Origin of the sequence: Sphingomonas albertensis (assembly GCF_014358075.1) — a bacterium.
GTDB classification, from domain to species: Bacteria; Pseudomonadota; Alphaproteobacteria; order Sphingomonadales; family Sphingomonadaceae; genus Sphingomonas; species Sphingomonas albertensis.
This window is the reverse complement of the sequence record NZ_JACONT010000030.1, coordinates 26,471-48,733: the sequence shown is the minus strand read 5'-3', so window position 1 is coordinate 48,733 and position 22,263 is coordinate 26,471. Positions and strand designations below refer to the sequence as shown.

The following is a 22,263-nucleotide window of genomic DNA, read 5'->3' as shown; positions in this document are numbered from 1 at the left end:
CGTCACCTTTGGGCGAGCGACCGCGCTCATGCGTCGACCTTGTCGATCAGGTGCACGCCGCCACGGCCGACCGACACGAGCAGCCGGCGACCCTCGAAATCGATCACCGCGAGGCGCAGGCCCGGCGAGATCATCATCGTTTCCTTGACGCCGATCAGCCGCGTCGAGGGCTTGCCTGGGATCCGGCTCTCGAACTTGCGCCACAGATACAGGCAGCCGAACATCAGGCCGCACACCAGTGGCAGCAGGATGACGAGCTTGAGGATATAGGTCCAGAGCATCGTCGATCAGCCGCGCTTGTCGGGCGACACGAGCTCGGTCATCCGCACGCCGAAGCGCTCGCCGACCGTCACCACTTCGCCGCGTCCGATCAAGGTGCCGTTGACGAACACGTCGAGCAACTCGTTGGCCTGGCGATCGAGTTCGATCACGCTGGATTCACCCAGCGCGAGCAGCTCGCGCAGCGTCAGGCTGGTCGAGCCGATCTCGACGGTCAACTTGACGTCGACATCCTGGAGCAGCCGGAAATTGGCGGCGACGGCAGCATCTACGGGGAAGCCTCCGGTCATGTCGTTCATGCTGCAAATCCTTCGTCGAAACTGGTAATCGAGGTGAGCTGGATGGCGGCGAAGCCATTGGACGTGCCGACCGTGCCGCAGCCGAGCCGGTTGTTGCCGACCATCACCGGCACGTCGCCCGAGATGGTGATCGGGATCACGTCGCCCGGCTTCAGGTCCATCAGCATGGTCAGCTTGACGACCGGCTCGGCGAGCACCGAGCGGATCGGGAAACGGACGTTCATCGCCGCGCGCGTCAGCTCGGTGCGCCACGCCGGATCGGGCTCGGCCGACTTGCCGACGACCTTGGCGGTCAGCGACGGCGCATGCGGCTTCAGCGCGGACACGGGGTAGACGAGATCGAGGAACACTGGCTTTGCCGCCCCTGCGGCGATCCCGAAGCGCGTGACGATCATCGCATCCTCGCCGTCGAGATCGGCGATCATCGCGGGGTTCACCTCGACGCGCGTCGGCAGGAAGTCGAACCGCGCCATCGGCTCCCACGCGGTCTTCAGCGGCGCGGCGATCATCTGGCCTATCCGCGCGACCATCGCCTCGGCGGCGGGTGAGAATTCGGTCGGCAACGTGTGCGGCGCGGCGCCGGTGCCGCCGAAGAACATGTCGAGCATCTCGAGCACGAACTTGCCGTCCATGATGCAAAGCGCCTGCGCCATCCCCGGCGTCATGATCAACGGCAGCCACGCGGTCAGCGCATCGCTGCGTTCCGCGCGGTAATCGGTGAAGCGCTGGACCACCAAAGGCTCGGCCCAGCAGCGGACCTCCTGGCGCAGCAACGGCTCGAACACGCCGCGCAAACCGCGTGCGAACCGCGCCGACAGATGCTGCAGCGAATGCAGGTCGCCGAACGGATTGAGCTTGGCCCCGCCGAGCACGCCCTGATGCAGCACGCCGTCCTTGGGCGCGCCGGAGCGATCCCGGTCGCGTCGCTCGCGCGTCTTTGCTGAGGCCTCGTTAACCATGCCTCACTGAACAACGAAACTGGTAAAGTAAACGTTACCGATGCCGCCGAAGCCTTCCTTCTGCTTGAGCGTATCGTTGATCGCTTTGGCCAGTCTGACCTGCAACTGACGCTTGCCGTCGCTGCTCATCACCTGCTCTTCGGTGGTGTCGCCGAGCGCCATCAGGATCGCCGAGCGGACCGCGATGTCGTTGGTCTTGAGGTTGGTGATGACGGTGTCGTCGTACGGCGTGGCGACCGCGATCCCGACCTGGACGAAGTGCGGCGAGTCCTGGAGATTCGAGGTGAATTCCTTCTCCATCGGGTAATAGGTCGACGCGTATTTGTCGCCGCCCTCTCCTGCGGGGGGCTTCATGCCGTGGTTTTCGGGCGCGGCTTCATCGCCGCCGCCATGACCGCCGCCTTCATCGCCGCCCTCGCCGGCATGCTTCTGCTCGCTCTTGGGGACGAGCTTGGGCTTGCCGTCGTCGACCGCCGCGTGACCGCCTCCGAGCAACCCGGCGTTACTGGCATAGACGCCCGCGCCGACGCCGCCACCGACCAGGACCAGCAGCGCACCGCCGCCGATCAGGATCGTCTTCATCTTGCCCTTTTTCTTGGGCGCTGCGTCCGCAGTATCTTTCTTGTCGGCCATATCGGGGTCCTTCGGTTCAAGCGATTCGGGTGTCTTCGGTGAGCGGTGCGTCCACCGCCGGCGAAGCCGTGGTGCGAGTCGGGGCTTGCGGCGTCGCTGGCGGGCGGTGCTGGCTGTTGTTCGCCGCGCCGTCGCCTGGCGTGCCCTGGCCAAGCGATCCCTGGCCAAGCGATCCTTGGCCGAGCGATCCCTGGGCAAGCTTCAGCCCACGCGCTTCGGCCAGTTCGACCAGCCGTGGCTGGGCATCCTGCAACAGGGTGCGGGTTGCGCTCTGCTCGGCATGGAAATGGACGCGGACGGTGTCGCCGTCCTTTCTCATCGATACGTCGATCGCACCGAGCGCGTCGGGGATCAGGCGGATCCGCGTGTCGCCGGCGTCGGCGGCATCGCGGAGGATCTCGATCCGTTCGATCATCGCGTGCGGCCAGCGATCCTGGCGCATGTCGAGCGGCGCCTGCTGCGTCTCGGCCGTTCGGATCGCCGGTGCCGATACGGGCGCGCTGGTTACCAGCGAGGATATGGTCGGGTCCGCCTTGTCGCGATCGTCGCGCGCCCTGGTCGCGGCCTGGATCGCAGCGCCGAACACCTGGCTTGCCGACGCGACAATACCCGGCTGCGGCTGGATCGCGTCGGGTAGGGCCATGGCGAGTGCGACGGGCGCGGTGGCGTCGGTCGAGCCCCAGCGCGTCATGGCGTTGTTCGCGTCGATGCCGGTCGATACGGGCGATGCGTCGGTGATCTCGGGCAACGCCGGAGTATCGACTCTTCCTGTGGATGCCGGGCCCGTGAGGGAAGGCAAGACCGATGTCGGTACAATGGGCGCCCCCGGTTCCGCGGGTGGGGCGACGATCGGTGGAAGGGTCGCGAGGGCGATTGGCAGGCTTTGCGCGGAACTGGAAGCAAGCGTCGCGTTGCTTGTGACGGCCGACGAAGGGCGTCTATCGGCAGCGGCTGCCGGAGGCGGTATGGGTGCGGGTGCGGTCGTCTCTTCCGTCTGCGGTGCTGCGGCCTGCGCTTGCTGGCCAGCCTTGCCCGTCTTGCGGGAGGGCGTGGCGTCGGCGAACTTGCTGACAGACGATGGAAGTCCTGGCGATAGTGGAGCCGTCGCAGTGCCGTCATCCGTACGCGCCGTCTCGGCGACATCGACGGCGATCGCGACGACCGGCAAGGGGAGAACCGCCGGTTGCGGCGCGAGCATCATGTCTGCGGCGATGGTTGGGCTTGCCGGCATCGGGGCCTCGGCGGGCTGCTCCGTGACTTCGTCCGCGGCCGGGCCATCCTTGGGGCGGGGATCGCGGCGTATCCCAGCGAACGCCGTCGGTCGGGCGATACGTACGACCGGGGCGGGGATCGCGACCGGCTCGGCTTTGCCGTCGGGCGGCGCGGTTTCGACCATTTTGGGCGTCAGGGTGCTTGCCGGAAGCAGTGACGGCTTCGCAATCGCCAGTGTCTGCGCGGGGTGTGGTGCGAGCATGGGCTGCCATTCCACCGCTTGGTCAGTGGCGGGCGTCACGATCGGCAAGACGTTGCCGGTTACGGCGGCGTCCTGCAGGATGACGGCATCGGGAGCGATGCCCGGAAGGGGGACGAGCGCCGTCGGCGCCGACGGTGCAGGCGGCAGGCCGGGAAACGCACCCTCGTCGGGCGCATCGTTTGCCTGTGCAAAGGAATCGGCGAAATCGACCACCGTGCGCCCGTTCTGCACGGCCGGCGATCGTGTCTGCGCGGGGAGAACGGGAGAAAGGACGGCGGTCTGGATCATGCAGAATACTCGTTCGGGCGATCGGCACGCGGCCGCATTGCCCTCCCTCAGCAAGGATCGTGCCGAACCTTCCGGAACGCCGGCGCTTCCTCCATCGCGCGGATCGCCTTGAGCACGGCGTCGGCGTCGGCGCGCGCGAGCAGCTTCTCGACCGCGCTTTGATCGCGCTTGGCGGCGTGGGTTGCCTCGGCGGCGCGTTCGACGCGATTTTCGGCCGCCTGCACGCGTTCGACCGCGGCATTGGCGGATTGTTGCAGGCGGTCGCGGTAATGTGCCGACGCGCCCAGCGAGACCGCGGCGCGCGTTTCGTGGATCGGCGCGACGGCTTCGGCGAGCAGTGCGATGCGGCCGGAAAGCGCCTGTTCGCTGGCGAACTTGTCGTGCGCGCGGGCTTCGTCGGCGCGGGTCAGCCCGAGCTGAAGCGTGCGGACGCGGTGGATGCGCGCCAGCGTCTTGCTACGGGCCTCCGCCATCTCAGCCGCCGAACACGCCGGTCAGTTCGGCGACCGCATCGTTCAACGAGACGGTCTCGTCGGCGTCCTGGCGGATATATTCCATGACCGCCGGGTGGCAGGCGATGGCGGCGTCGATCGCCGGATCGGCACCGTGGCGATAGGCGCCCATCAGCACGAGGTCGCGGTTTTCCTCGTACGTGGCGAGGTGGCGGCGGAGCGTCCGCGCGGCCTTGGCATGGGGGGCGTCGACGATGTCGGTCATCACGCGGCTGACCGACGGGCCGATGTCGATCGCGGGGTAGACGCCGCGCTCGGCGAGATGGCGGTTGAGGACGATGTGGCCGTCGAGGATCGAGCGCGCCGAGTCCACCACCGGATCGTTGCCGTCGTCGCCGTCCGCCAGCACCGTGTAGATCGCGGTGATCGAGCCGCCGGTGTGGACGTCGACGCCGGCGCGTTCGATCAGGTTCGGCAGCATCGCGATGGCGGACGGCGGATAGCCGCGCGCGGACGCGGGTTCGCCGAGCGCCAGGCCGATCTCGCGACCGGCATGCGCGACGCGGGTCAGCGAATCCATGATCAGGAGGACCTTCTTGCCCTCGTCGCGGAAGGACTCGGCGATCGCGTGCGCCCGGAGTGCGCCGCGGATGCGGAGGACGGGGGAGTGGTTGGCGGGGACGGCGACGACGACCGAGCGTTTGCGCGCTTCGCCGGCAACCTTGGTTTCGAGGAAGTCGGCGACTTCGCGGCTGCGCTCGCCGATCAGGCCGATGACGATCACGTCGGCCTGGGCCGCGCGGACGATCATGCCGAGCAGCACCGACTTGCCGACGCCCGACCCGGCCATGATGCCGACGCGCTGGCCCTGGCCGATCGTCAGCAGGCCGTTGATCGCGCGCACGCCGACGTCGAGCGGTTCGAGCACGCGGCCACGGTCGAGCGGCGACTGGAGCTTGCCGGCCAGCGGCCAGCGCCCGGCACCACGGATCGGACCGAGCCCGTCGATCGGCTTGCCGGCGCCGTCGACCACGCGACCGAGCAGCGCGGCACCGACTTCGGCCTCGCCCGGAGGGCCGATCGGCTTGACCGGCGCGCGCGGTAGGAGCGCGGCGGGGCCACCGAGGTTCATCATCAACGTGCGGCCGTTGCGGAAGCCGATTACCTCGGCCTCGACGCTCGCCGCGCCTTCGCCGACCTGGCAGACGGTGCCGACCGGAAGGGTCAGGCCGACCGCTTCCATGAGGAGGCCGTCGAACGAGGCGAGACGGCCCGAGACCTTTGGCTTGGCGACGAAATCGGCGTTGGAGAGGGTTTCGAGATAGTCGGCGGTAAAGCGGTTCAGCATTTGGGCACCGGCACCCGGTCGATCGCCTGCGCAAGTTGATCGAGCCAGAGTTCGGGGCCGTCCTCGACGATGGTCGATGCGCTTTCGAGTACGAAGCTGCCGCGCGCGACGCCCGGATCGCCCGCGGCGAAGATCGTTTTCGGCAAGCGGCCTTCGAGCAATGCGACATCGTCGGGATGAACGCGCAGCAGCGCGGATTCGGCGGAGTCCGACAGGAGTTCGGCGGCGGTCTCGATCCGGCCGGCAAGGACGTCGGGCGCGATCCCGACTTCGCCAACCAGTTTCGAAACCAGGAACAGCACGGTCTGGCGGAGTTGGGCGGCGATCCGTTCGCGGTCGATCCGGTCGCCGCCCAGCGCGGTGGCGAGATCGCCGAGCAACGCGGTGTCGCGCGCTCCAGCGTCCCGCGCGGCAGCAGCCGCAGCGGCGAGGCCCTCGGCATAACCGGCGGCATGCGCGTCGGCGAGCGGATCGATGAACGAGGATTCGCTCACCGGATCGAGCGGATCCCAGCCCGCGGTCGGGTTCACGTCCTTGTCCGCCGGGCTGAAGTGTTTCGGCGCACTCGGCTCCGTGATGGGTTGCGAGGTGAAGCTCGGCGACGAAAAGTTGCTTGTCGGACGCGGTGCGGCACGCTCGCGGATATCCGCCGCGGCGAAGCCGGACGGCGGCGCGAACGCACTCGCCAGGATGTGCGCCGTCGTCGTGTGGCGCGACGCGAAGCCCGCGGTGAAGCCGTTAGACATAATCGTCTTCGCCCCCGCCCATCTGGATCGTGCCGTCCTTCGCCAGCCCGCGCGCGATCGCGATCATCGCCTTTTGCGCTTCGAGCACTTCGGCGAGCTTCATCGGCCCGCGTGCCTCCATCTCGTCGCGGATGCCGTCGGCGGCGCGCGCCGACATGCAGCCGAGGAAACGGTTGCGGATCGTCTCGTCGACGCCCTTCAGCGACTTGGTCAGGATCTCGCTGTCGACGTTGCGGATCAGCGTGCCCAGATTCTTGTCGTCGAGTTCGAGCAGGTTGTCGAAGACGAACATCGCCTCCTCGATCGCTTTTGCGACATCGCGGTCGATCTTGAACAGCTTCGGCATCACCCGCTGTTCGGTCGCTTTGCGCGCACCGGACAGAATCTTCGCCGCCTCGCGTGTGCCACCCAGCGTGACGCCAGCGCCGGTCGACCCTGTGCTGGTGCGGTTGGCGAGCAGCGTGCGCAGCGTATCGACGGCTTCGGGCGTGATCGGCCCGAGCCGCGCGATGCGGTGGAGGATGTCGGGCTGGACCGCGTCGGGCAGCAGTTCGAGGACCTGGCCGCCGACCGACGCATCGAGATTGGCGATCAGTACGGCGGCGATCTGCGGATGCTCCTTCTCGATCATCGCCGCGATCTCGGGCGCGTCGAGCCAGTCGAGCAGTTCGAGTTCGCATGCCGCCTCGGCCGGCGTGATCCGCGCGAGTACGCTCTCGGCCTTTTCACGACCCAAAGCGCGGTTCATCACCGCCTCGATCTTGGGGCGCGGGTCGAAGCCGATCGCGGTCCGCTCGCGGGCGCGGTCGACGAAATCGTCCAGCACGTCCTCGACTTCTTGCTCCGACACGTCGGCGACCTTGAACATCGCCGCACCGAGCTGGCGTACCTCTTCGGGTTCGAGCTTCTGGAGGATGGCCGCGGCCTCCTCCTCGCCGACCAGCATCATCAGCACCGCGGCGCGCTCGACGCCGGTGTAGGTGCGAAGTGCGACCTCGCTCACTTCGCGTCCGCCTTGATCATGTCGCGCACCGCCAGTGCCGCGCGCGTCGGATTGTCGCGCGTGAAGCCGCGGACCGCGCCGATCCGGTCGTCATAGCCGCGCGTGTTCTCGAGCTGGTCGAGGCTGACGGGGGGCGCGACCCCAATCCCGGCGGGCGCGCCGTCGCCATCGACCTCGCCGATCGGCTGGCCGAAGGCGGGACGCGTGGTGGCGTCCTCGCGCTTCTTCATCAGCGCCTTGGCGATCGGGCGGACGCCGAGCAGCAGCACCAGCAGCGCGATCACGATCGCGGTGCCGTTGCGGGCGAGCACCGGCAGCCAGGCATTGTCGTACCAGGCAGGACCGGTAGCGGCATCGGTGGCGCCGGCGAACTTGCGGCTGATGACCGTCACGTTGTCGTTGCGCGCCTGGTCGAAGCCGACCGCGCTCTTCACGAGATCGCTGATCTGGTTGATTTCCATCGCGGTGCGGCGACCCTTTTCGGGATCGCGCAGGAGCACGGCGACCGAGAGGCGCTTGACCCCACCCGGCGTCGCGCGCGTTACCGACACTTCGCGGCCGAGGTCGTAGGCGCGCTGATACTGGTCGGACTGCTTCATCGCATCGGGCGCAGCGCCACCGGCGACCGGCTGCGCGGGGGCGCCTGGATTGCCCGTCGCGGGCTGTGGCGTCGACAGCGTGCTCGCGGCCGGCGGCGTATTGCTCAGCGCACCAGGAATGCCGCCTGGAGCAGCGCCCGCGCCGTCCCTCTGATTGCCGGTCCAGTTACCCGTCTCGGCACGCAGGACGCCCTGCTTCTCATAGCTTTCGCGCGTCGCCTGGCTCTCGTCGAGATTGACGTCGGCCTGGACCTCGGCGGTAAAATTGCCTGCACCGACCAGTGGCGTAAGCAGCGCGATCAGCTGCGTGCGATACTTGTCCTCGATACGGCGCTGGATATCGATCCGCGCGTCGCTCGCGGCGCCCGCGCCGTCGTTGCCGCCGGCCTTGGTGAGCAGCGCGCCCATCTGGTCGACGATCGTCACGGCCTCGGGCTTCATGCCCGGCACCGATGATGCGACGAGATTGATGATTGAGCTTACCTGCGCATCGCTGAGCGAACGCCCGCCTTGAAGTTTGAGGATCACCGACGCCGACGGCGCAGCGTTGTCGCGGACGAACACCGACGCTTCCGGCATGGCGAGATGAACGCGCGCCTCGGCGACCGCATCGATCTCCTCGATCGACTTCGCCATCTCGGACTCGCGTGCCTGGCGGAGGCGTTCGCCTTCGACCGCGCGCGAAACGCCCATCGGCAACTGATCGAGGATCGCGTAACCGCCGGGCGCCGCCTTCGGCAGGCCCTGGCCCGCCAGCAGCATTTTGGCGCGGCTGTAATCGTCTTCGCCGACGGTCAGCGCGCCGGTGCCTTCGTCGATATGGCTCTTGATGTTCGCTGTGGTTAGCGCGGACGTCACCGCGGCCTTGTCCGAATCCGGCAGGCCGCTGAACAGCGTCTTCTGCGGCGGCGTCGACAGGCTCATCCACGCAAGCGCGGCGGCGGCGATCAGGCCGACCATCAGCGCCATCGGCAGCGAGCGGCGAACGGCGGGCTGCGCGAACACGCCCTTGATCTGCTGGAGGGGATTGGCGAACCGTTCGGTTGCACCAGACGAAGCGGGGATGAGTGCGGTGCTCATGTTAGACCGGCATGCTCATGATATCCTTGTAGGCGGACAGCAGCTTGTTGCGGACCTGCAACGTGGCTTCGAACCCGACTGACGCCTGCTGGCGGGCGAGCATCACTTTCGCGATGTCGACCGTCTCGCCGCGCTCATAGCTTTCGCTGAGCTTGGCAGCCTGGGTCTGGCCGTCGTTCACGCTCTTCAGCGCGGTTTCCATCGTGTCGGCAAAGCTGGTCGGCTTGACCGTCTCTGTCGGCGCGACGTTCCCGGCGGCACCAGCGCGCGAAAGCGCCTGGTTGCGTTCGAGGATCTGCGAGCGCAGTGCCATGACTCGGTCGACGCTCATCGCGCCGCCTCCGATTCCGGACACGCCGCTCATGCCGAGGCGGCCCAGTTATGGACGCTGCCGATATCGTCGCCCTGCTCGCGTGCCTTGGCGAGGCGATAGCGCAGCGTGCGTTCGGAAATGCCGAGGCGCTTGGCGGTCTCGATGCGGCTGCCGTTGCAGGCCTTCAGCGTCTCGCGGATCGCCGCGAATTCGCTCATCTGGACGATGTTGCCCAAGGTCTCGGGCTCGGCCGGCGTTGCGACTGGTGCGATCGGCGTCACCGAAGCGGTGCGCTGAAAGGTCATCGTCACCGGGCGGTCGAACACGATGTGGTTCGCCTCGATCGTATCGCCGCCGCAGAACAGCAGCGCGCGCTGGATCACGTTCTCCAGCTCGCGGACGTTGCCGGGCCAATCGTGCAGCATCAGCTGTTCGATCGCCGCATGGCTCGGCCAGGGAATGACGTTGCGGTTGCCGGCGTGACGCAGGATCAGCGTCGCGGCGAGCGCGGGGATATCCTGCGGGCGCTCGGCCAGCGACTTGGTCGCGAGCGGGAACACCGCGAGGCGGTAATAGAGATCGGCGCGGAAACGGCCGGCGGCGACTTCGGCGTGGAGATCGCGGTTGGCGCAGGCGATGACGCGGACGTCGATCGGCTGCGGCACCGACGCGCCGAGCGGCACGACCTCGCGCTCCTGCAACACGCGGAGGAGCTTCGCCTGCAGTTGCAGTGGCATCTCGGCGATTTCGTCCAGCAAAATCGTGCCGCCGTTTGCCGCGCGGAAGAACCCGTCGCCGCCCGACGATGCACCGGTGAACGCACCTTTCTGGTGCCCGAACAGCAGCGCCTCGAGCATCGACTCTGGGAGCGCGGCGCAGTTGATCGCGATGAACGGCTTGTCTTTCCGCGCGGAGCCATTGTGGATGGCACGCGCGAGCACTTCCTTGCCGGTGCCGGTCGGACCGTTGATCAGCACGGTGATGTCGGCGGCGGCGACGCGCTCCGCGAGGGCGAGCAGCGCGAGTGATTCCGGGTCCGCGGCGGTCGGCATTTCCGGGCCGCCGATCAGCGCACGGGCGAAGCCGTTGCCGACCGCAGTGTCCTCGGCCGCGAAGCTGATCCGCGCCGGCGCACCGTCACGCGACGGGGTCACTTCGCGACCTTCGCAGCCGATCACGACGGTGCGGGCAGGGGCGATGATGCCCTCGCCGTCAGCGACCAGAAACAGGTCGTTCGCACCCGGCTGGGCGGTCTCGAACGAGCCTACGCCGAACCCCTGCGCACGAAGCGACGAGACGAGCGCATATTTCCGCGAAGTTACTGCGGCTGACGGAAAAATCGAACGCATGGTGTTCCCCCTGGACGATTCGAGAAGTGCACCCAGGTTGGTAAACTTGTGGTTAAACGCTGCCGTTCGCCGGCAAATTTTGTCCGGGCGCGTCCGCGCGGACACACGCGGTGCGCTTGCCCGTGCACGACCGCGCGACGCCCCTGTGCAAGGCCGCGTGCGAGCCCGTACGCGAGGGGCAATTTTTTCTCTTAAGTCGGCGCGGAGGCGGCCGTTACTCATCTCGACGGCACGGGGTTTTCGCCATGGGGGCGGCGCGGATCGTCGGAACATTTACGGAGATTTCGCTATGACTGTCATTGGTACCAACGTCTCGGCCATGCGCGCGGCCAACGCTTCAAACGCAGCCAGCAACGCTCTCGCGACCTCGATGGAGCGCCTGTCGACCGGTAAGAGCATCAACTCGGCCAAGGACAACGCAGCAGGGCTTGCCATCGCATCGTCGATGACTTCGCAGATTCGTGGCATGAACCAGGGCATTCGCAACGCCAACGACGGCATCTCGATGGCCCAGACAGCAGAAGGCGCACTCGAAGAGGTGACGAACAACCTTCAGCGCATGCGCGAACTTGAAGTTCAGAAGGGCAACGGCACGTATTCTGTCAGCGACCAAGCCAACATTAAGCTAGAGCAGGATTCGTTGGCCAAGCAGATCACGAACGTCCTCACCAACACTGAATTTAACGGCGTGAAACTGTTTTCAGGTACTGCGCCGGTCGCCCCAGCAACTACTACGACAGCGAAGAAAATCGATATCCAGGCTGGCGCGAATGCGAGCGACGTCATCGAGTTGGATCTCGGAACTAGCCTTGCCGAAGCTGCGACGGGCACAGGATCCAGTCTTACTGGCGGCGTCGGCAGCGTTGTAATTGCAACGACTGTTGCAGGCCCCCCCGCGACGACCACGATCGCAGCGGGTGGCGACCTCAGCGATTATGATGATGCAATCTCGCTCGTATCCAACCGTCGTGCATCGCTCGGCGCGGCGCAGAACCAGCTTCAGTCGGCGGTCAACAACCTGACCTCGAACTCGACCAACCTGTCGGACGCCAAGAGCCGTATCGAGGACACCGATTTCTCCGCCGAAACGACCGCGCTCGCCAAGGCGCAGATCCTGAGCCAGGCATCGACCGCGATGCTCAGCCAGGCGAACCAGAGCCAGCAGAGCGTCCTGAAGCTGCTTCAGTAATCCGGACCGGCACCGGCACCGCCCCCCCAAAGGGTGTCGGTGCCGATCGGACCCGCCTTGCTTCCCAGAAGCTGAGGGCGGAGAAAACCTCGGTGGCGCAAGCTACCGGGGTTTTTGCGTGTCTGGCTGCAGGTCCATTGCGCCAACCTCGGCAACCAAGCGCGTTATCAAAACGAAAACGAGGATATGATCAGGATGCCGGTCTGCATTTCCTCTTTATAGCGCACGTTGGTTTCGCCTGGAGGCAGGGGTAAGTCAGCGACGATGCCGTCGCCGAGCACGCGCGTGTTCGGATCCACTACCGCACCGATGCCGAGATTGAAGCTCTCGTCCCCCGTGCCGCGGCGGAAGCCCACCATCACGCCGATGCCGACCGATTCGATGATGTCCTTCGTTCCCGGCTGGAGCGCAATGAACGGGCCGACGCCCCAGGTCTCCTGCTCGGGCGGGTTACCAGGCGTGAAGAAGTAATGCGATTCGAGCATGATCCGGGCTCGGCCGTTATCCTCGTCGTTGACGCGAACGATCCCGTTGACGATCGACGCGTCGCTCACTCGGTCGCGATCGCCGTTGGCGAGCGTGAACGAGATTCCGACGCCGAATTTCAGGCCGGCGAAGTCGTTGGTTGTTCCAGGAGTTCGGTCATCGTCGTCATCCTTCGAGCCGGTGGTCAGCTTTTCGTCAGCAGGTTCCGACCTTGCCGGATCGCTACGCGTGGATGTGCGGGATCGGTCTTGGGAATCGGCAGTGCCGGATCGCGCCATCGCCATAGCTGGCGCGAGGGCTAGGATCGCAGCGCCTGCTAAAGCATAGTTCCTGTACGACATGGATGCCCCCCCCGAATGGTTCGGTGAGCATGATGTTACCTGCACAGGCGGACGTATACAGAAGGTGGCTCCGTATCGGAGCCAACACTTCCTTCCGCGGCTCAGGCGAACTCAGATTTGCCGGGCGAGGACCTTCTTCAACTTTGCGTGCGCCGACGCCTTGATCTGGCAGACGCGGGCCGAACCGACGCCGAAGACTTCGCCGATCTCTTCGAGATTGAGTTCCTCGACGTAATAGAGCTGGATAACTTGCGCCTCGCGTTCGGGGAGTGCGGTGATCGCCTTGATCAAGGCCTCGCGCATGTCGCTGTCGGCGAGCTGCTCGAACGCGTCGGGCGTGTCGTCGGCGAACCAGGGCAGGTCGTCCGCATACATCTCGTCGATCGAGTCGAAGCGGAGCGAGTCGGCGGTGACGTAGTCGGTGCGGAGTTTTTCGATCGTCACGCCGATATGCTCTGCGATCATGTCTTCTCCGGGAGCCTTGCCCGTGCGGGCGGTGAGCGTCGAGATCGCCTCGGCATATTGACGTCGACGCCGCATTGCGCCGCGCGTCGACGTGGCCTGGCGGCGGAGTTCGTCGATCATGCTGCCGCGCAGGCGGGTGATGAGGTAGGTCTTGAACGGCATGCCGCGTTCGTCGAAATTCGCGGCGGCCTCGACCAGCGCGACCAGGCCGACCTGGATCAGATCCTCGACCTCGACGCTGCTGCTCATGCTGCCATGGACGTGCCACGCGATCCGGCGGACCAGCGGCAGGTGCTGTTTGACGAGCTGGTCCGCGTCGCCGCCGGGGCGTTGGTGCGGGCGGTAGGTGAGCGGCTGGCCTGAGAAGGGCTGCGCATCGGCGAACGCGCCGCGCATCGGGAGCGCGGTCATGCCGCCAGCGCCTGCTGCGAGGCACCGATGACCGCAACGACTTCGACGGCCTTTTCTTCAGGCACCTCGAAGAACGACATCACCGGCGTATCGGGCAGGCATGTCCGCACCAGCTTGCGGATGGCGATGCGGATGGTCGGCTGGACGACCAGCGCGAACGGTTTGGCCTCGGCGATCAGCGGTTCGGCGGCGCGTTGCAGCGCCTCGACGATGCGGCGGCCGAGATCGGGTTCGATGACGTGGCGGCGCGATTGATCGGCGCGCATCGCCTGGCCGAGCAGACCTTCCAATTGACCCTCCAACGTCATGACGCGCAGCGGTTCGCGCACGCCGCACAGTTTCTGGATGATGAGCGCGCCGAGCTCGGGACGGATCGTCTCGATGATCTCCTCGGCGTCCTGCGTGCGCTGCGCCGCGACCGCGATCGCGCCGGCGATGCGACGGAATTCCTTGAGCGGGACGTTCTCCGCGAGCAGGCCCTTGAGGACTTGCGTCAAGGTCGTGATCGGCAGCGGCGCGAGCGCGGCGACCAGTTGCGCGGCGCGCTCCTTGAGGCCGTCGAGCAGCGCCTGCACTTCGTCCTGGCCGAGCAGCTCGGACGCGTTCTGGCCGAGCAGGTGATTGAGGTGCGTCGCCATCACGGTGCCGGGATCGACCACGAGATAGCCCGCACCGGTCGCGGCATCGGCGTCGCCCGCATCGACCCAGGTCGCGTCGAGCCCGAAGGTAGGATCTTTGACCTTCTTGCCGAACAGATCGCCGAACGCCTGGCCGGTGTCGAGCGCGAGCATCTCGTCGGGCGACACGGTGTCTTCGCCGACGACGACGCCGTTGACGAGGATGCGGTAGACGTACGGCGCGAGGTTGATGTCGTCGCGAACGCGAACCTGCGGCACGACGAAGCCGAGTTCCTTCGAAAGCTGGCGGCGGACCCCGGTGATCCGGCTCATCAGCGGCGACCCGCGACGCTCGTCGGCGAGCGGCACCAGGCCGTAGCCGATGTCGAGATTGACCTGCATGCCGTCGGTGACTTCCTCCCAGCCGATCTTCGACTGGTCGATCGTCTCGACGGGGACGACGACGACGGGGGCGGGGCGCAGTTCGATCTGGCGCAGCTTCCACGCGGCGAACCCGGCGATCGCTGCCGCTGGGAGTATCACCATGTGCGGCATGCCGGGTAGGATGCCGAGCAGCGCGAGGATTACGGCGACCGGCGTCCAGGTGCGGGGCGACCCGAACTGGCCGCCGATCTGGCCGGCGAGATCCTTGTCGGAGGTGACGCGCGTGACGATCGAGGCGGCGGCGATCGACAGCATCAGCGACGGCAGCTGCGCGACGAGTGCGTCGCCGATCGCGAGCAGGATGTAGTTGTGCGCGGCATCCGCGATCGTCATGCCGTGGCTGACGGGGCCGAGGATCAGGCCGCCGATGATGTTGGCGGCGAGGATCAGCATCGCCGCGACCGCATCGCCCTTCACGAACTTCGACGAGCCGTCCATCGAGCCGTAGAAATCGGCTTCGGTCGAGACTTCGACGCGGCGCGCCTTGGCTTCGTCGGGGGTGATGAGGCCCGCGTTCAGGTCGGCGTCGATCGCCATCTGCTTGCCGGGCAGCGCGTCGAGCGTGAAGCGCGCGCTGACTTCGGAGACGCGGCCGGCGCCCTTGGTGACGACGATCATGTTGATGATCATCAGGATCGCGAAGACGAAGATGCCGACGACGTAATCGCCGCCGATCAGGAACGTGCCGAACGCCTCGATGACGTGGCCCGCCGCGCTCTCGCCCTCGTGGCCGTGGACCAGCACGATGCGGGTCGAGGCGACGTTGAGGCCGAGACGAAACAGCGTGGCGAACAGCAGGACGGTTGGGAATGCGGAGAAATCGAGCGGCTTTTGTGCGTTCAAGGCGACCATCAGCACCGCGAGGCTGATCGCGATGTTCGCCACGAAGAAGATATCGAGCATGAACGCCGGGATCGGCACGACCATGACGAGCACGAGCAGCAGGATCGCGAGCGGCAGTACGGACGCGCGCGCGTTGGAGAGGATGCGGTTCATCGCTTAGCCGCCCAACCGTGCGAGCATCATGTAGGCGAGGCGGGCGGTGTCGGGCGTCGGGCGCAGGATGCTGGCGGCGGTCTGCGTCGTCCGACCGGTGAACTTGCCCATCGCAGTCGTGGCCCAGGCGAGCGCGTCGTCTGCGCTTTCGTTGCTGCCGGTGATGACCGTGCTGCCGTCCATGTCGAGCGCCTGCGACGCGAAGTTGGTGGGCGTTGCGGTGGCGCTTGCCCCTGCGGCGGCGCCACCAAGCTTGTCAGCGAACCGGTCGTAGATCGCCGAGAGCGTGCGCGGCTGGTTGTTCGAATCGTAAAAGACGTTGTGGTTCGCGCGTGCGGCGGCGGGGAACAGCGCGGCGCCGCTCGCCTGCGGGTTGGCCTGCATCGTCTTGAGGAACTTGGTCGCGCCGCCGAGACCCATGAAATGCGCCATATACAGGTCGGTGCCCGACGCCGGGCGGTTCAGCGTGCCTTCGAGCGAAGCTTTGTTGTCGGAGGCGTATTCGGCCGCCATCAGCGAGGCGGCGTTGGGATCGTTGCGCAGCGCGAGGATCGCCGCCTTGGTGCCGGCGTCGCCGACCGAGAGTCGGCCGCTCGACGACTGGCCGATGCTGTTCGCGGCCCACGCCATGCCGTGCTCGGCGCCGTGCTTCTTGACGACGGAGAGCCAGCTCTGTTCGATGAACTGATAGAGGCCCGATGCGCTCGACGTGCCGGCCTTGGCATTGGCGTTCAGCCCGCTCTCAAGCTTCGCCTGGCCAAGCAGATAGTCGAAATCCACGCCCGTCTTGCTGCTCGCAAGCGCGATCGCGGACTGGATCCGGCCGGTAGTGATAGGATTGACGGTCATGCCCGTGTGCGGTGCCCCTGGTTCAGGGGATACTCAGCAAGGGGCGTGCCAGTTTTAGTATTTGACCGCTACGATCGTTCGATCGGCGACGGTCTCCCCTCCCTGGAAGGGAGGGGCGCAGAAGTCAGGCGTACGCCGCCCTAAGTCCCGGCCGGTACCCGGCAACGGCGCCGTCGCCGGTCAGGGTTTGCAGGCGGCGGCGGACATTTGCCGCCATCAAATTGGTGTAGATCCGGCAGGTCTCGTTGAGCCGGTTGGCCTCGTCGGCCAGCTCGCGGATCTCGGTGCCCGCCGGCCCGGTGCCGAGCGTCGCGATCTGTTCGATCCCGGCGAGCTTGTCCGCCGTCGCGCGCTCCAGGCTGGCGACGTCGTTCGATTTCAGCGCGGCGATCTCTGCGTGGAGCGCGTCGATCACGCGGATCAGGGCATCACGCCTTGTCATTCGAAGTCCAGTCCAGGCGGAACGCCATCAGCCGATCGGCGATGGTCGCGGGGAGGATCGGGAAATTGCCGCTGGCGATCGCCTTCTTGATCTCGGCGACGCGTGACGCATTGACCGGCGGGGCGGATGCCATCGACTTGGCCAGCGCCAGCGAGTCCGAGCGCACCGAGGCCTGCGCTTGCGGCTGTACCGAGGTCTGTACCGGGGTCTGTACGGCCGTCGTCGGCGTCGCGGCGGCGACGCGCACGACGGAACGATCTCCTGCTACTGACGGCTTCGCACCGATCGAGTCCACCATGTCCGCATCCTTTGGTTTGCGATGACAACAGGAGGAACGGCCGCATGGTGAAAAGCTTTAGCGAAATTAATCTGTCTGCCGAATTTAGTTCGACCAGACTTTAGTTCGACCAACCGGGCAGCGTCGCACGGCCCGCCTCGACGGCGATCGCCTGGACCGGCGTGCGCGTCGCGTCGACCTTGACCATGAAGCGGCCGCCAGGGGCTGCGTCGCCCATCGCGACGCCCTCGCGGCTGATCGAGAAGCCCTCGGTGCCGGCCTCGATCACGATAGGATCGCCGCGCTTGATGACCGGTGCGACCTTGGCGGCGGGGACGAACGGCGCGGCGATCGCGGCGGGTGCGCTTGCCGGCCGGATGACCGGCACGAAGATCCGCCACGCCGGGCCGGCGCACGAGACTACGACGGCATCATGCTGCTCGGTGCGCCACGACAGCGACACCGTCGGACAGGTCGCGAGGCGCAGTCGCGCGTCGACCGGCGTGCGCGCGCCACCCTCGGCGCCGGTTGGGCGGCCGGTAAAGGCGGCGACCGAGCGATCGAGCGCGGCGGTATCTTGGAAGCTGGCGGCGACGAGCAGGAGCGGGAGGATCATGGCTTTGTCCTAAGCGGTTCGCCGACAAAGGCGACGGAGACGATGGCGGCGCGGCGGCCGGGTTTGGTGGCGGTGACGATCGCAACCCGCGCCGGTGCGACCGCCGCGAGCGCGGCGGCGACGGTGCGCGCACGGTCGGCGGCGAGGATCGCGGCGCTGCCGGTGACGCGGTCGATATCGGCGGGCGTGCCGTCGGTCGAGCCGGTGACGGTGAGCATCACGCGGGGATCACGCGCGGCCTCGCGCGCCCAGGCTACCAGCGCGCCGGGCGTGGTCGGCAGGATCGCCGAGCCGGGCGCGAAATCGAGGATGCCGGCGGCGGCGACGGGCATCGGCGCGGGCTCTACGTCGTTCGCGCCGAAGCCTTCGCGGATTCCCTTGGCGAGGTCTTTTCCGCCGATATGTTGGGTCGCCTGCAGGAGCACGAGAAAGCCGACCAGCAACAGCGCGAGGTCGGCGAGCGTGATCAGCCAGAGCGGCTTGCCGGTCGGGACGTCGGGGTATTCGCTGGCGTTCATGCGACGGTGGCCAGGCTTGGAGCGGGATGGGGCGCGACATACCCGCGCGGCGTCTCGCGTTCGGCAAGCGCCACGAGCGGCGCTTCGATACGCGCACGCTCGAACGCCTCGTTGCGGCCTTGCGCGCGCAGGCGGTTGGCGATCGGCATGAACAGCAGGTTGGCGAACAGCGCGCCGTACAGCGTGGCGAGCAGCGCCACCGCCATTGCGCCACCGATCGCGCCGGGATCGCTCATCGTCGCGAACATCTGCGCGAGGCCGATCAGCGTGCCGACCATGCCCATCGCGGGGGCGACCTCCGCCGCGCCGGCCCAGACGTCGGCGGCGGCGACGTGGCGCTCTATGCGGGCGCGCCGGCGGTGCTGGACGAGCGTCGCGACGTCGGTTGCCGAGGCGCCGTCGACGATCGCGGCGATGCCCGCGGCGACGTCCCTGTCGGTGATGACCGAGCGATCGAGCGCCATCACGCCATGACGCTTGGCGATGCGTGCCAGCGCGGTGATCTGCTGGAGCAACGGGTCGGCATCGAACCGGCCGCGGGCGAGCGTCGTCACCGCAGCGAGCGCGGAGCCGAGATCGCCGAAGGGGGTGCGGAGGACGACCGCCAGCACCGTGCCGCCACCGACGATGGCGAGTGCTGCAGGGTCGAGGAGTTGGGCGAGCGTGATCATGTGCGTGGGGTGATGCAAGGGGTGTGCCGGATTGTGTGGGCGCCGCCGAAGTCTCGTGCCCTCCGTCATGCCGGGGCCCTGATCTTCTGTTCCCCTCCCTGGTGAAGGGAGGGGCTAGGGGTGGGTGGGTTTGTTGGCATCCGGTGCGCTTGCCAAGCGGCCCCCCCCCCCCCCCCCGCCCCCCCCCCCCGCGCGGGGGGGGGGGGGGGGCGCGCCCCCCCCCCCCCCCCCCCCCCCCCCGGGGGGGGGCGGGGGGGGGGGCGGTTTCCGCGTTACCCGAACTGGAGTGACTTGAGCGGGCCGACCCACCCCCAACCCCTCCCTTCTAGGGAGGGGCGCAGAAGTTGGTCAGCCCTTCGCCAACGGCGTTCCGCTCGCCGCGCACACATACGTCGCCAGTTCCTCACGCAGCGGCAGCCCCTTGATCGGCCGCAGCGGGCCGTCATGCGCGATGTTGGTCTCGACCAATGCGCGGTTGGGGCCGACGCCCAGCACGTGGAACAGGCGGTTGGCGCAATCGGTTTCGGTCCGCGCATAGGCGATCTTGCCCGCATGCTCCTGCCGCAGGATCGCGATGATCGTGCCGCCGACGGCTTTCCGCTCGCGCAACAGGAAATGGCGTGAGGTCGGGTCTGACGGGGTCGGGATCAGCCGCCCCTTGACGGTCAGTTGCTCGGGTTTGGGCACCGCCACGTCGGTTTCGGCAAGGTTGCGCAACGATACGCCGTTTTCGGTCATCATATCGGTATTGGTCGTTACAGGCTGTTCGCCAGAACACGCGGCCAACAGCGTTGCGCCGGCAAGTGCCAGCGCCAAGGTCTTCGAAATCATGCATCTAGCTCCCGGTCGATGTCGAAACGAAACGACCGGTCCGGCTATTTCGATCCCTGCCGCGCGATGTTGCTCGTTCGGGTAGGTAGGTGACGGTGTTTTAGCGGGTTTTTTTGTCGACGCTCCGGTCAGCGCCGCGGCCCGGGCGGGTCGCGATGTTCGCCGGCGCGACGGGCTCGCAAATGCGGCGGGTCGGCTGGCAGGCGATGCCGACCGTCGAGCATCCCTTGACGCTCCCCTCGGTCGGGCACGCGCGGCATTGCTGCCTGGTCTCGGTGCAAGTCGGCGACGCGTATACCAGCGCCAAGCTCAGCAGGATCATTCGCACATCCCCGTCACGAGTATTGTCATGCGTATCGCCGCGTTTGAACCTATCAAATCAGGGCGCGACGATCACGCAGGACACGCGAGCGGCCGAGCAGGCGCGCGTCGCGTCCGCCTTCGATGCGAACCCGCCGGCCTGGAGCCGCGTCACGTTGCCCGCCTTCGTATAGAAGGGCTGCAAACCACGAAGCCTGCCGCGCACCGTGTTCCACTGCGTCTCGGCATTGCCCTGATCGCGGAATGCGCCGAGCTGCACCCGCCACTTTCCGGTCGCCTTAACGGGCGCGGGCTTCGGCGCGGGCTTTGCCACGACCGCCTTTACCGGCGTCGGCTTGGACGCAGGCTCGCGCGTCGGCGCGGGAACGCGGACAGGGGGCGAACTCGGCGGCAGGCGCGTCGGCCGCGGCGTCTCTGCCACCCGCGATGCCGGCACGTCGACCCGCGCGCCGGTGCCACCGACGGTCGAGCGCGACGGCGCGGCGGGCGTCGCCTGCAACGCATATTGCTGCGCCAACGCGGTGCCCTTCTCGCGGTCGGTGGGCGAGATATACTGGTCCATCTGCGCCAGCGTCTGCGAGGCGGACTGCAGCCCGGACGCGGACGCGCGCGTCATCAGCGCATAGGCGCGGGGGAAATCGCGCGGTATGCCGTCGCCGTTGAACAGCATGGTCCCCAGCACGAGCTGAGTCCGCGGTTCGCCTCGCGCCGCCGATTTTTCGAGCCACGGCAGTGCATCGGTCTTCTTGCCCGCCTGGAACAGGGCGAGGCCGTAATTGTCGCCCGCCTGGAGATGCCCCTGGAGCGCCGCCTTTCGGAACCAGCTCTCGGCAAGACCGGGATCGAGCGGTACGCCGCGGCCGAGCTTGTACGCCTGTGCAAGGTTGAACTGGGCATCGGCATCGCCGGCGATCGCGAGCGGTCGCCACTCGCCGACGGCACGCGCGTAATCGCCCTTGCCCCAGGCGTCGACGCCGGCCTTCACGTCGGCATAGGCGGGGACGGCGGCGAGCACGCCGCTCAGTGCAATCGCACCCACCAGAAGCTTACGCCCAACCGTCATCGTTCTACCTCATATCGTCTCGTCGCCACCATGCCGCCGATCGTCGCGCAAGGCAAAGGGCGCGCGGATGCTTTCCGGCCAATTCAGTATTTTCCAGCCGATATCGTTCGATCCGCACCCATTATGACGCCGCGTTAACCGCTTCTTAGACGTCCACATGGCACGCCATCCGCGATTACCGGGGGTCGGGGACTTATGCGCGTTCTAGCGTTCGCATCGCAGAAGGGAGGATCGGGGAAGACGACCTTGACGGGTCATCTCGCCGTCCAGGCGGAGCGTGCGGGTCACGGTCCCGTGGTGCTGATCGACATCGATCCGCAGGGCTCGTTGTCCGACTGGTGGAACGAACGCACCGCCGAGGAGCCGGCCTTCGCGCAGACCACCGTGTCGCGCCTCGCCGCCGATCTCGAAATCCTCCGCCAGCAGGGCTTCAAGCTGGCGATGATCGATACCCCGCCCGCGATCACGATGGCGATCCAGAGCGTGATCCAGGTCGCCGAACTGATCGTGGTCCCGACCCGGCCGAGCCCGCACGATCTGCGTGCGGTCGGCGCCACCGTCGACATGTGCGCACGCGCCGGCAAGCCGCTGATCTTCGTCGTCAACGCCGCGACGCCCAAAGCGCGGATCACCGCCGACGCGACGCTGGCGCTGTCGCAGCACGGCACGGTCGCGCCGGTCATCGTCCACCAGCGTACCGACTTCGCCGTCTCGATGATCGACGGACGAACGGTCATGGAGCTCGACCCCAGGAGCAAGTCGACCGCCGAGATCGAGGCGCTGTGGACCTATGTCTGCGACCGGCTCGAGAAGAATTTCCGCCGCACCGTGTTCAGCGTGCCGACCGCGGTCGGCCAGCGTCCCGCCGCTGGGGGCTTCGGCCGCCGGGTCATCGGCTGACGCC

The 22,263-nt window shown here is 67.2% G+C and carries 26 protein-coding genes; 2 read left to right on the top strand and 24 right to left on the bottom strand.

Annotation, left to right across the window (positions count from 1 at the left end; all coding sequences use genetic code 11):
* Positions 1 to 26: 26 nt before the first annotated feature.
* Genes H8S47_RS13585 through H8S47_RS13530 form a run of 12 tightly spaced genes read right to left on the bottom strand, consistent with a single transcriptional unit; the run spans position 27 to position 10,822 of the window.
* Positions 27 to 281: a flagellar biosynthetic protein FliO gene (locus tag H8S47_RS13585; RefSeq protein WP_056054129.1), complete on the bottom strand. Its 255-nt coding sequence runs from the start codon at positions 279 to 281 to the stop codon at positions 27 to 29.
* 6 nt (positions 282 to 287) lie between these two features.
* Positions 288 to 578, bottom strand: a complete 291-nt coding sequence (fliN, locus tag H8S47_RS13580) for a flagellar motor switch protein FliN (RefSeq protein ID WP_056054132.1) — start codon at positions 576 to 578, stop codon at positions 288 to 290.
* A complete protein-coding gene (locus H8S47_RS13575; protein ID WP_060526203.1) occupies positions 575 to 1,537 on the bottom strand; it encodes a flagellar motor switch protein FliM in 963 nt (320 codons plus the stop codon). Before H8S47_RS13575 ends, fliN begins: the two co-directional genes overlap by 4 nt.
* A gap of 3 nt (positions 1,538 to 1,540) precedes the next feature.
* Positions 1,541 to 2,170 carry a flagellar basal body-associated FliL family protein gene (locus H8S47_RS13570; RefSeq protein ID WP_187504377.1) on the bottom strand — a complete coding sequence of 210 codons (630 nt, stop codon included), beginning with the start codon at positions 2,168 to 2,170 and terminating at the stop codon, positions 1,541 to 1,543.
* 16 nt (positions 2,171 to 2,186) lie between these two features.
* Positions 2,187 to 3,932: a flagellar hook-length control protein FliK gene (locus H8S47_RS13565; protein ID WP_187504376.1), complete on the bottom strand. Its 1,746-nt coding sequence runs from the start codon at positions 3,930 to 3,932 to the stop codon at positions 2,187 to 2,189.
* Between the two features lie 47 nt (positions 3,933 to 3,979).
* A complete protein-coding gene (locus H8S47_RS13560; protein WP_187504375.1) occupies positions 3,980 to 4,405 on the bottom strand; it encodes a hypothetical protein in 426 nt (141 codons plus the stop codon).
* Between the two features lies 1 nt (position 4,406).
* A complete protein-coding gene (locus H8S47_RS13555) occupies positions 4,407 to 5,732 on the bottom strand; it encodes a FliI/YscN family ATPase (RefSeq protein ID WP_187504374.1) in 1,326 nt (441 codons plus the stop codon).
* Positions 5,726 to 6,478, bottom strand: a complete 753-nt coding sequence (locus H8S47_RS13550; protein WP_187504373.1) for a FliH/SctL family protein — start codon at positions 6,476 to 6,478, stop codon at positions 5,726 to 5,728. The genes H8S47_RS13555 and H8S47_RS13550 overlap by 7 nt, the downstream gene beginning before the upstream one ends.
* The gene (gene fliG, locus H8S47_RS13545; RefSeq protein ID WP_187504372.1) at positions 6,471 to 7,481 is read right to left on the bottom strand and encodes a flagellar motor switch protein FliG; all 1,011 of its coding nucleotides are present in this window, start codon (positions 7,479 to 7,481) and stop codon (positions 6,471 to 6,473) included. Before fliG ends, H8S47_RS13550 begins: the two co-directional genes overlap by 8 nt.
* Complete coding sequence (gene fliF / locus H8S47_RS13540; RefSeq protein WP_187504371.1) at positions 7,478 to 9,160, bottom strand: flagellar basal-body MS-ring/collar protein FliF; 1,683 nt, start codon at positions 9,158 to 9,160, stop codon at positions 7,478 to 7,480. The genes fliG and fliF overlap by 4 nt, the downstream gene beginning before the upstream one ends.
* A 1-nt stretch (position 9,161) precedes the next feature.
* Positions 9,162 to 9,524 (bottom strand): flagellar hook-basal body complex protein FliE, encoded by a 363-nt coding sequence (gene fliE, locus H8S47_RS13535; RefSeq protein WP_187504370.1) that lies wholly within the window; start codon positions 9,522 to 9,524, stop codon positions 9,162 to 9,164.
* The gene (locus H8S47_RS13530; protein WP_187504369.1) at positions 9,521 to 10,822 is read right to left on the bottom strand and encodes a sigma-54 interaction domain-containing protein; all 1,302 of its coding nucleotides are present in this window, start codon (positions 10,820 to 10,822) and stop codon (positions 9,521 to 9,523) included. Before H8S47_RS13530 ends, fliE begins: the two co-directional genes overlap by 4 nt.
* Positions 10,823 to 11,111: 289 nt before the next feature.
* Between H8S47_RS13530 and H8S47_RS13525 the strand changes: the two genes are divergently transcribed.
* Positions 11,112 to 12,011 carry a flagellin N-terminal helical domain-containing protein gene (locus tag H8S47_RS13525; RefSeq protein ID WP_187504368.1) on the top strand — a complete coding sequence of 300 codons (900 nt, stop codon included), beginning with the start codon at positions 11,112 to 11,114 and terminating at the stop codon, positions 12,009 to 12,011.
* A gap of 167 nt (positions 12,012 to 12,178) precedes the next feature.
* Here the strand turns inward: H8S47_RS13525 and H8S47_RS13520 are convergent, their stop codons facing one another.
* The 12 genes from H8S47_RS13520 to H8S47_RS13465 all read right to left on the bottom strand — a co-directional run bounded on the left by H8S47_RS13520 (position 12,179) and on the right by H8S47_RS13465 (position 21,359).
* Positions 12,179 to 12,781 (bottom strand): hypothetical protein, encoded by a 603-nt coding sequence (locus H8S47_RS13520; RefSeq protein WP_187504367.1) that lies wholly within the window; start codon positions 12,779 to 12,781, stop codon positions 12,179 to 12,181.
* A 168-nt stretch (positions 12,782 to 12,949) separates the two neighbouring features.
* Positions 12,950 to 13,714, bottom strand: coding sequence for a FliA/WhiG family RNA polymerase sigma factor (locus H8S47_RS13515; protein ID WP_187504366.1), 765 nt, complete (start codon positions 13,712 to 13,714; stop codon positions 12,950 to 12,952).
* Positions 13,711 to 15,771 (bottom strand): flagellar biosynthesis protein FlhA, encoded by a 2,061-nt coding sequence (gene flhA / locus H8S47_RS13510; RefSeq protein WP_187504365.1) that lies wholly within the window; start codon positions 15,769 to 15,771, stop codon positions 13,711 to 13,713. The genes H8S47_RS13515 and flhA overlap by 4 nt, the downstream gene beginning before the upstream one ends.
* Before the next feature lie 3 nt (positions 15,772 to 15,774).
* A complete protein-coding gene (locus tag H8S47_RS13505; RefSeq protein ID WP_187504364.1) occupies positions 15,775 to 16,620 on the bottom strand; it encodes a lytic transglycosylase domain-containing protein in 846 nt (281 codons plus the stop codon).
* Positions 16,621 to 16,744: 124 nt separating this feature from the next.
* Positions 16,745 to 17,062 carry a flagellar protein FlgN gene (locus H8S47_RS13500; RefSeq protein ID WP_187504363.1) on the bottom strand — a complete coding sequence of 106 codons (318 nt, stop codon included), beginning with the start codon at positions 17,060 to 17,062 and terminating at the stop codon, positions 16,745 to 16,747.
* Complete coding sequence (gene flgM / locus H8S47_RS13495) at positions 17,049 to 17,360, bottom strand: flagellar biosynthesis anti-sigma factor FlgM (RefSeq protein ID WP_187504362.1); 312 nt, start codon at positions 17,358 to 17,360, stop codon at positions 17,049 to 17,051. The genes H8S47_RS13500 and flgM overlap by 14 nt, the downstream gene beginning before the upstream one ends.
* Positions 17,361 to 17,460: 100 nt before the next feature.
* Complete coding sequence (locus H8S47_RS13490; RefSeq protein ID WP_187504361.1) at positions 17,461 to 17,955, bottom strand: flagella basal body P-ring formation protein FlgA; 495 nt, start codon at positions 17,953 to 17,955, stop codon at positions 17,461 to 17,463.
* The gene (locus tag H8S47_RS13485) at positions 17,952 to 18,473 is read right to left on the bottom strand and encodes a hypothetical protein (RefSeq protein WP_187504360.1); all 522 of its coding nucleotides are present in this window, start codon (positions 18,471 to 18,473) and stop codon (positions 17,952 to 17,954) included. The genes H8S47_RS13490 and H8S47_RS13485 overlap by 4 nt, the downstream gene beginning before the upstream one ends.
* Entirely contained in the window at positions 18,470 to 19,144 is a 675-nt protein-coding gene (locus H8S47_RS13480) for a motility protein A (RefSeq protein ID WP_187504359.1), read from the bottom strand. The genes H8S47_RS13485 and H8S47_RS13480 overlap by 4 nt, the downstream gene beginning before the upstream one ends.
* 348 nt (positions 19,145 to 19,492) lie before the next feature.
* Positions 19,493 to 19,975 carry a hypothetical protein gene (locus H8S47_RS13475; RefSeq protein WP_187504358.1) on the bottom strand — a complete coding sequence of 161 codons (483 nt, stop codon included), beginning with the start codon at positions 19,973 to 19,975 and terminating at the stop codon, positions 19,493 to 19,495.
* Between the two features lie 100 nt (positions 19,976 to 20,075).
* Positions 20,076 to 20,297 (bottom strand): hypothetical protein, encoded by a 222-nt coding sequence (locus H8S47_RS13470; protein WP_187504357.1) that lies wholly within the window; start codon positions 20,295 to 20,297, stop codon positions 20,076 to 20,078.
* Positions 20,298 to 20,354: 57 nt separating this feature from the next.
* Positions 20,355 to 21,359, bottom strand: a complete 1,005-nt coding sequence (locus H8S47_RS13465; protein WP_187504356.1) for an SPOR domain-containing protein — start codon at positions 21,357 to 21,359, stop codon at positions 20,355 to 20,357.
* Positions 21,360 to 21,554: 195 nt separating this feature from the next.
* Here H8S47_RS13465 and H8S47_RS13460 point away from each other — a divergent pair, with 195 nt between their 5' ends.
* Positions 21,555 to 22,259 (top strand): ParA family protein, encoded by a 705-nt coding sequence (locus tag H8S47_RS13460; RefSeq protein ID WP_128453054.1) that lies wholly within the window; start codon positions 21,555 to 21,557, stop codon positions 22,257 to 22,259.
* Positions 22,260 to 22,263 lie beyond the last annotated feature (4 nt).

What these genes read in the sequence shown, in the direction of transcription:
- H8S47_RS13550 (WP_187504373.1), bottom strand. Translation starts at nt 6,478, where the DNA reads ATGTCTAACGGCTTCACCGCGGGCTTCGCGTCGCGCCACACGACGACG.
- H8S47_RS13475 (WP_187504358.1), bottom strand. Translation starts at nt 19,975, where the DNA reads ATGATTTCGAAGACCTTGGCGCTGGCACTTGCCGGCGCAACGCTGTTG.
- flgM (WP_187504362.1), bottom strand. Translation starts at nt 17,360, where the DNA reads ATGGTGGACTCGATCGGTGCGAAGCCGTCAGTAGCAGGAGATCGTTCC.
- H8S47_RS13520 (WP_187504367.1), bottom strand. Translation starts at nt 12,781, where the DNA reads ATGGCGATGGCGCGATCCGGCACTGCCGATTCCCAAGACCGATCCCGC.
- H8S47_RS13555 (WP_187504374.1), bottom strand. Translation starts at nt 5,732, where the DNA reads ATGCTGAACCGCTTTACCGCCGACTATCTCGAAACCCTCTCCAACGCC.
- H8S47_RS13465 (WP_187504356.1), bottom strand. Translation starts at nt 21,359, where the DNA reads ATGACGGTTGGGCGTAAGCTTCTGGTGGGTGCGATTGCACTGAGCGGC.
- H8S47_RS13585 (WP_056054129.1), bottom strand. Translation starts at nt 281, where the DNA reads ATGCTCTGGACCTATATCCTCAAGCTCGTCATCCTGCTGCCACTGGTG.
- H8S47_RS13490 (WP_187504361.1), bottom strand. Translation starts at nt 17,955, where the DNA reads ATGATCCTCCCGCTCCTGCTCGTCGCCGCCAGCTTCCAAGATACCGCC.
- H8S47_RS13560 (WP_187504375.1), bottom strand. Translation starts at nt 4,405, where the DNA reads ATGGCGGAGGCCCGTAGCAAGACGCTGGCGCGCATCCACCGCGTCCGC.
- H8S47_RS13530 (WP_187504369.1), bottom strand. Translation starts at nt 10,822, where the DNA reads ATGCGTTCGATTTTTCCGTCAGCCGCAGTAACTTCGCGGAAATATGCG.
- H8S47_RS13485 (WP_187504360.1), bottom strand. Translation starts at nt 18,473, where the DNA reads ATGAACGCCAGCGAATACCCCGACGTCCCGACCGGCAAGCCGCTCTGG.
- fliE (WP_187504370.1), bottom strand. Translation starts at nt 9,524, where the DNA reads ATGAGCGGCGTGTCCGGAATCGGAGGCGGCGCGATGAGCGTCGACCGA.
- H8S47_RS13505 (WP_187504364.1), bottom strand. Translation starts at nt 16,620, where the DNA reads ATGACCGTCAATCCTATCACTACCGGCCGGATCCAGTCCGCGATCGCG.
- H8S47_RS13500 (WP_187504363.1), bottom strand. Translation starts at nt 17,062, where the DNA reads ATGACAAGGCGTGATGCCCTGATCCGCGTGATCGACGCGCTCCACGCA.
- H8S47_RS13480 (WP_187504359.1), bottom strand. Translation starts at nt 19,144, where the DNA reads ATGATCACGCTCGCCCAACTCCTCGACCCTGCAGCACTCGCCATCGTC.
- H8S47_RS13515 (WP_187504366.1), bottom strand. Translation starts at nt 13,714, where the DNA reads ATGACCGCGCTCCCGATGCGCGGCGCGTTCGCCGATGCGCAGCCCTTC.
- H8S47_RS13525 (WP_187504368.1), top strand. Translation starts at nt 11,112, where the DNA reads ATGACTGTCATTGGTACCAACGTCTCGGCCATGCGCGCGGCCAACGCT.
- H8S47_RS13565 (WP_187504376.1), bottom strand. Translation starts at nt 3,932, where the DNA reads ATGATCCAGACCGCCGTCCTTTCTCCCGTTCTCCCCGCGCAGACACGA.
- fliF (WP_187504371.1), bottom strand. Translation starts at nt 9,160, where the DNA reads ATGAGCACCGCACTCATCCCCGCTTCGTCTGGTGCAACCGAACGGTTC.
- flhA (WP_187504365.1), bottom strand. Translation starts at nt 15,771, where the DNA reads ATGAACCGCATCCTCTCCAACGCGCGCGCGTCCGTACTGCCGCTCGCG.
- H8S47_RS13470 (WP_187504357.1), bottom strand. Translation starts at nt 20,297, where the DNA reads ATGATCCTGCTGAGCTTGGCGCTGGTATACGCGTCGCCGACTTGCACC.
- H8S47_RS13460 (WP_128453054.1), top strand. Translation starts at nt 21,555, where the DNA reads ATGCGCGTTCTAGCGTTCGCATCGCAGAAGGGAGGATCGGGGAAGACG.
- H8S47_RS13570 (WP_187504377.1), bottom strand. Translation starts at nt 2,170, where the DNA reads ATGGCCGACAAGAAAGATACTGCGGACGCAGCGCCCAAGAAAAAGGGC.
- fliN (WP_056054132.1), bottom strand. Translation starts at nt 578, where the DNA reads ATGAACGACATGACCGGAGGCTTCCCCGTAGATGCTGCCGTCGCCGCC.
- H8S47_RS13575 (WP_060526203.1), bottom strand. Translation starts at nt 1,537, where the DNA reads ATGGTTAACGAGGCCTCAGCAAAGACGCGCGAGCGACGCGACCGGGAT.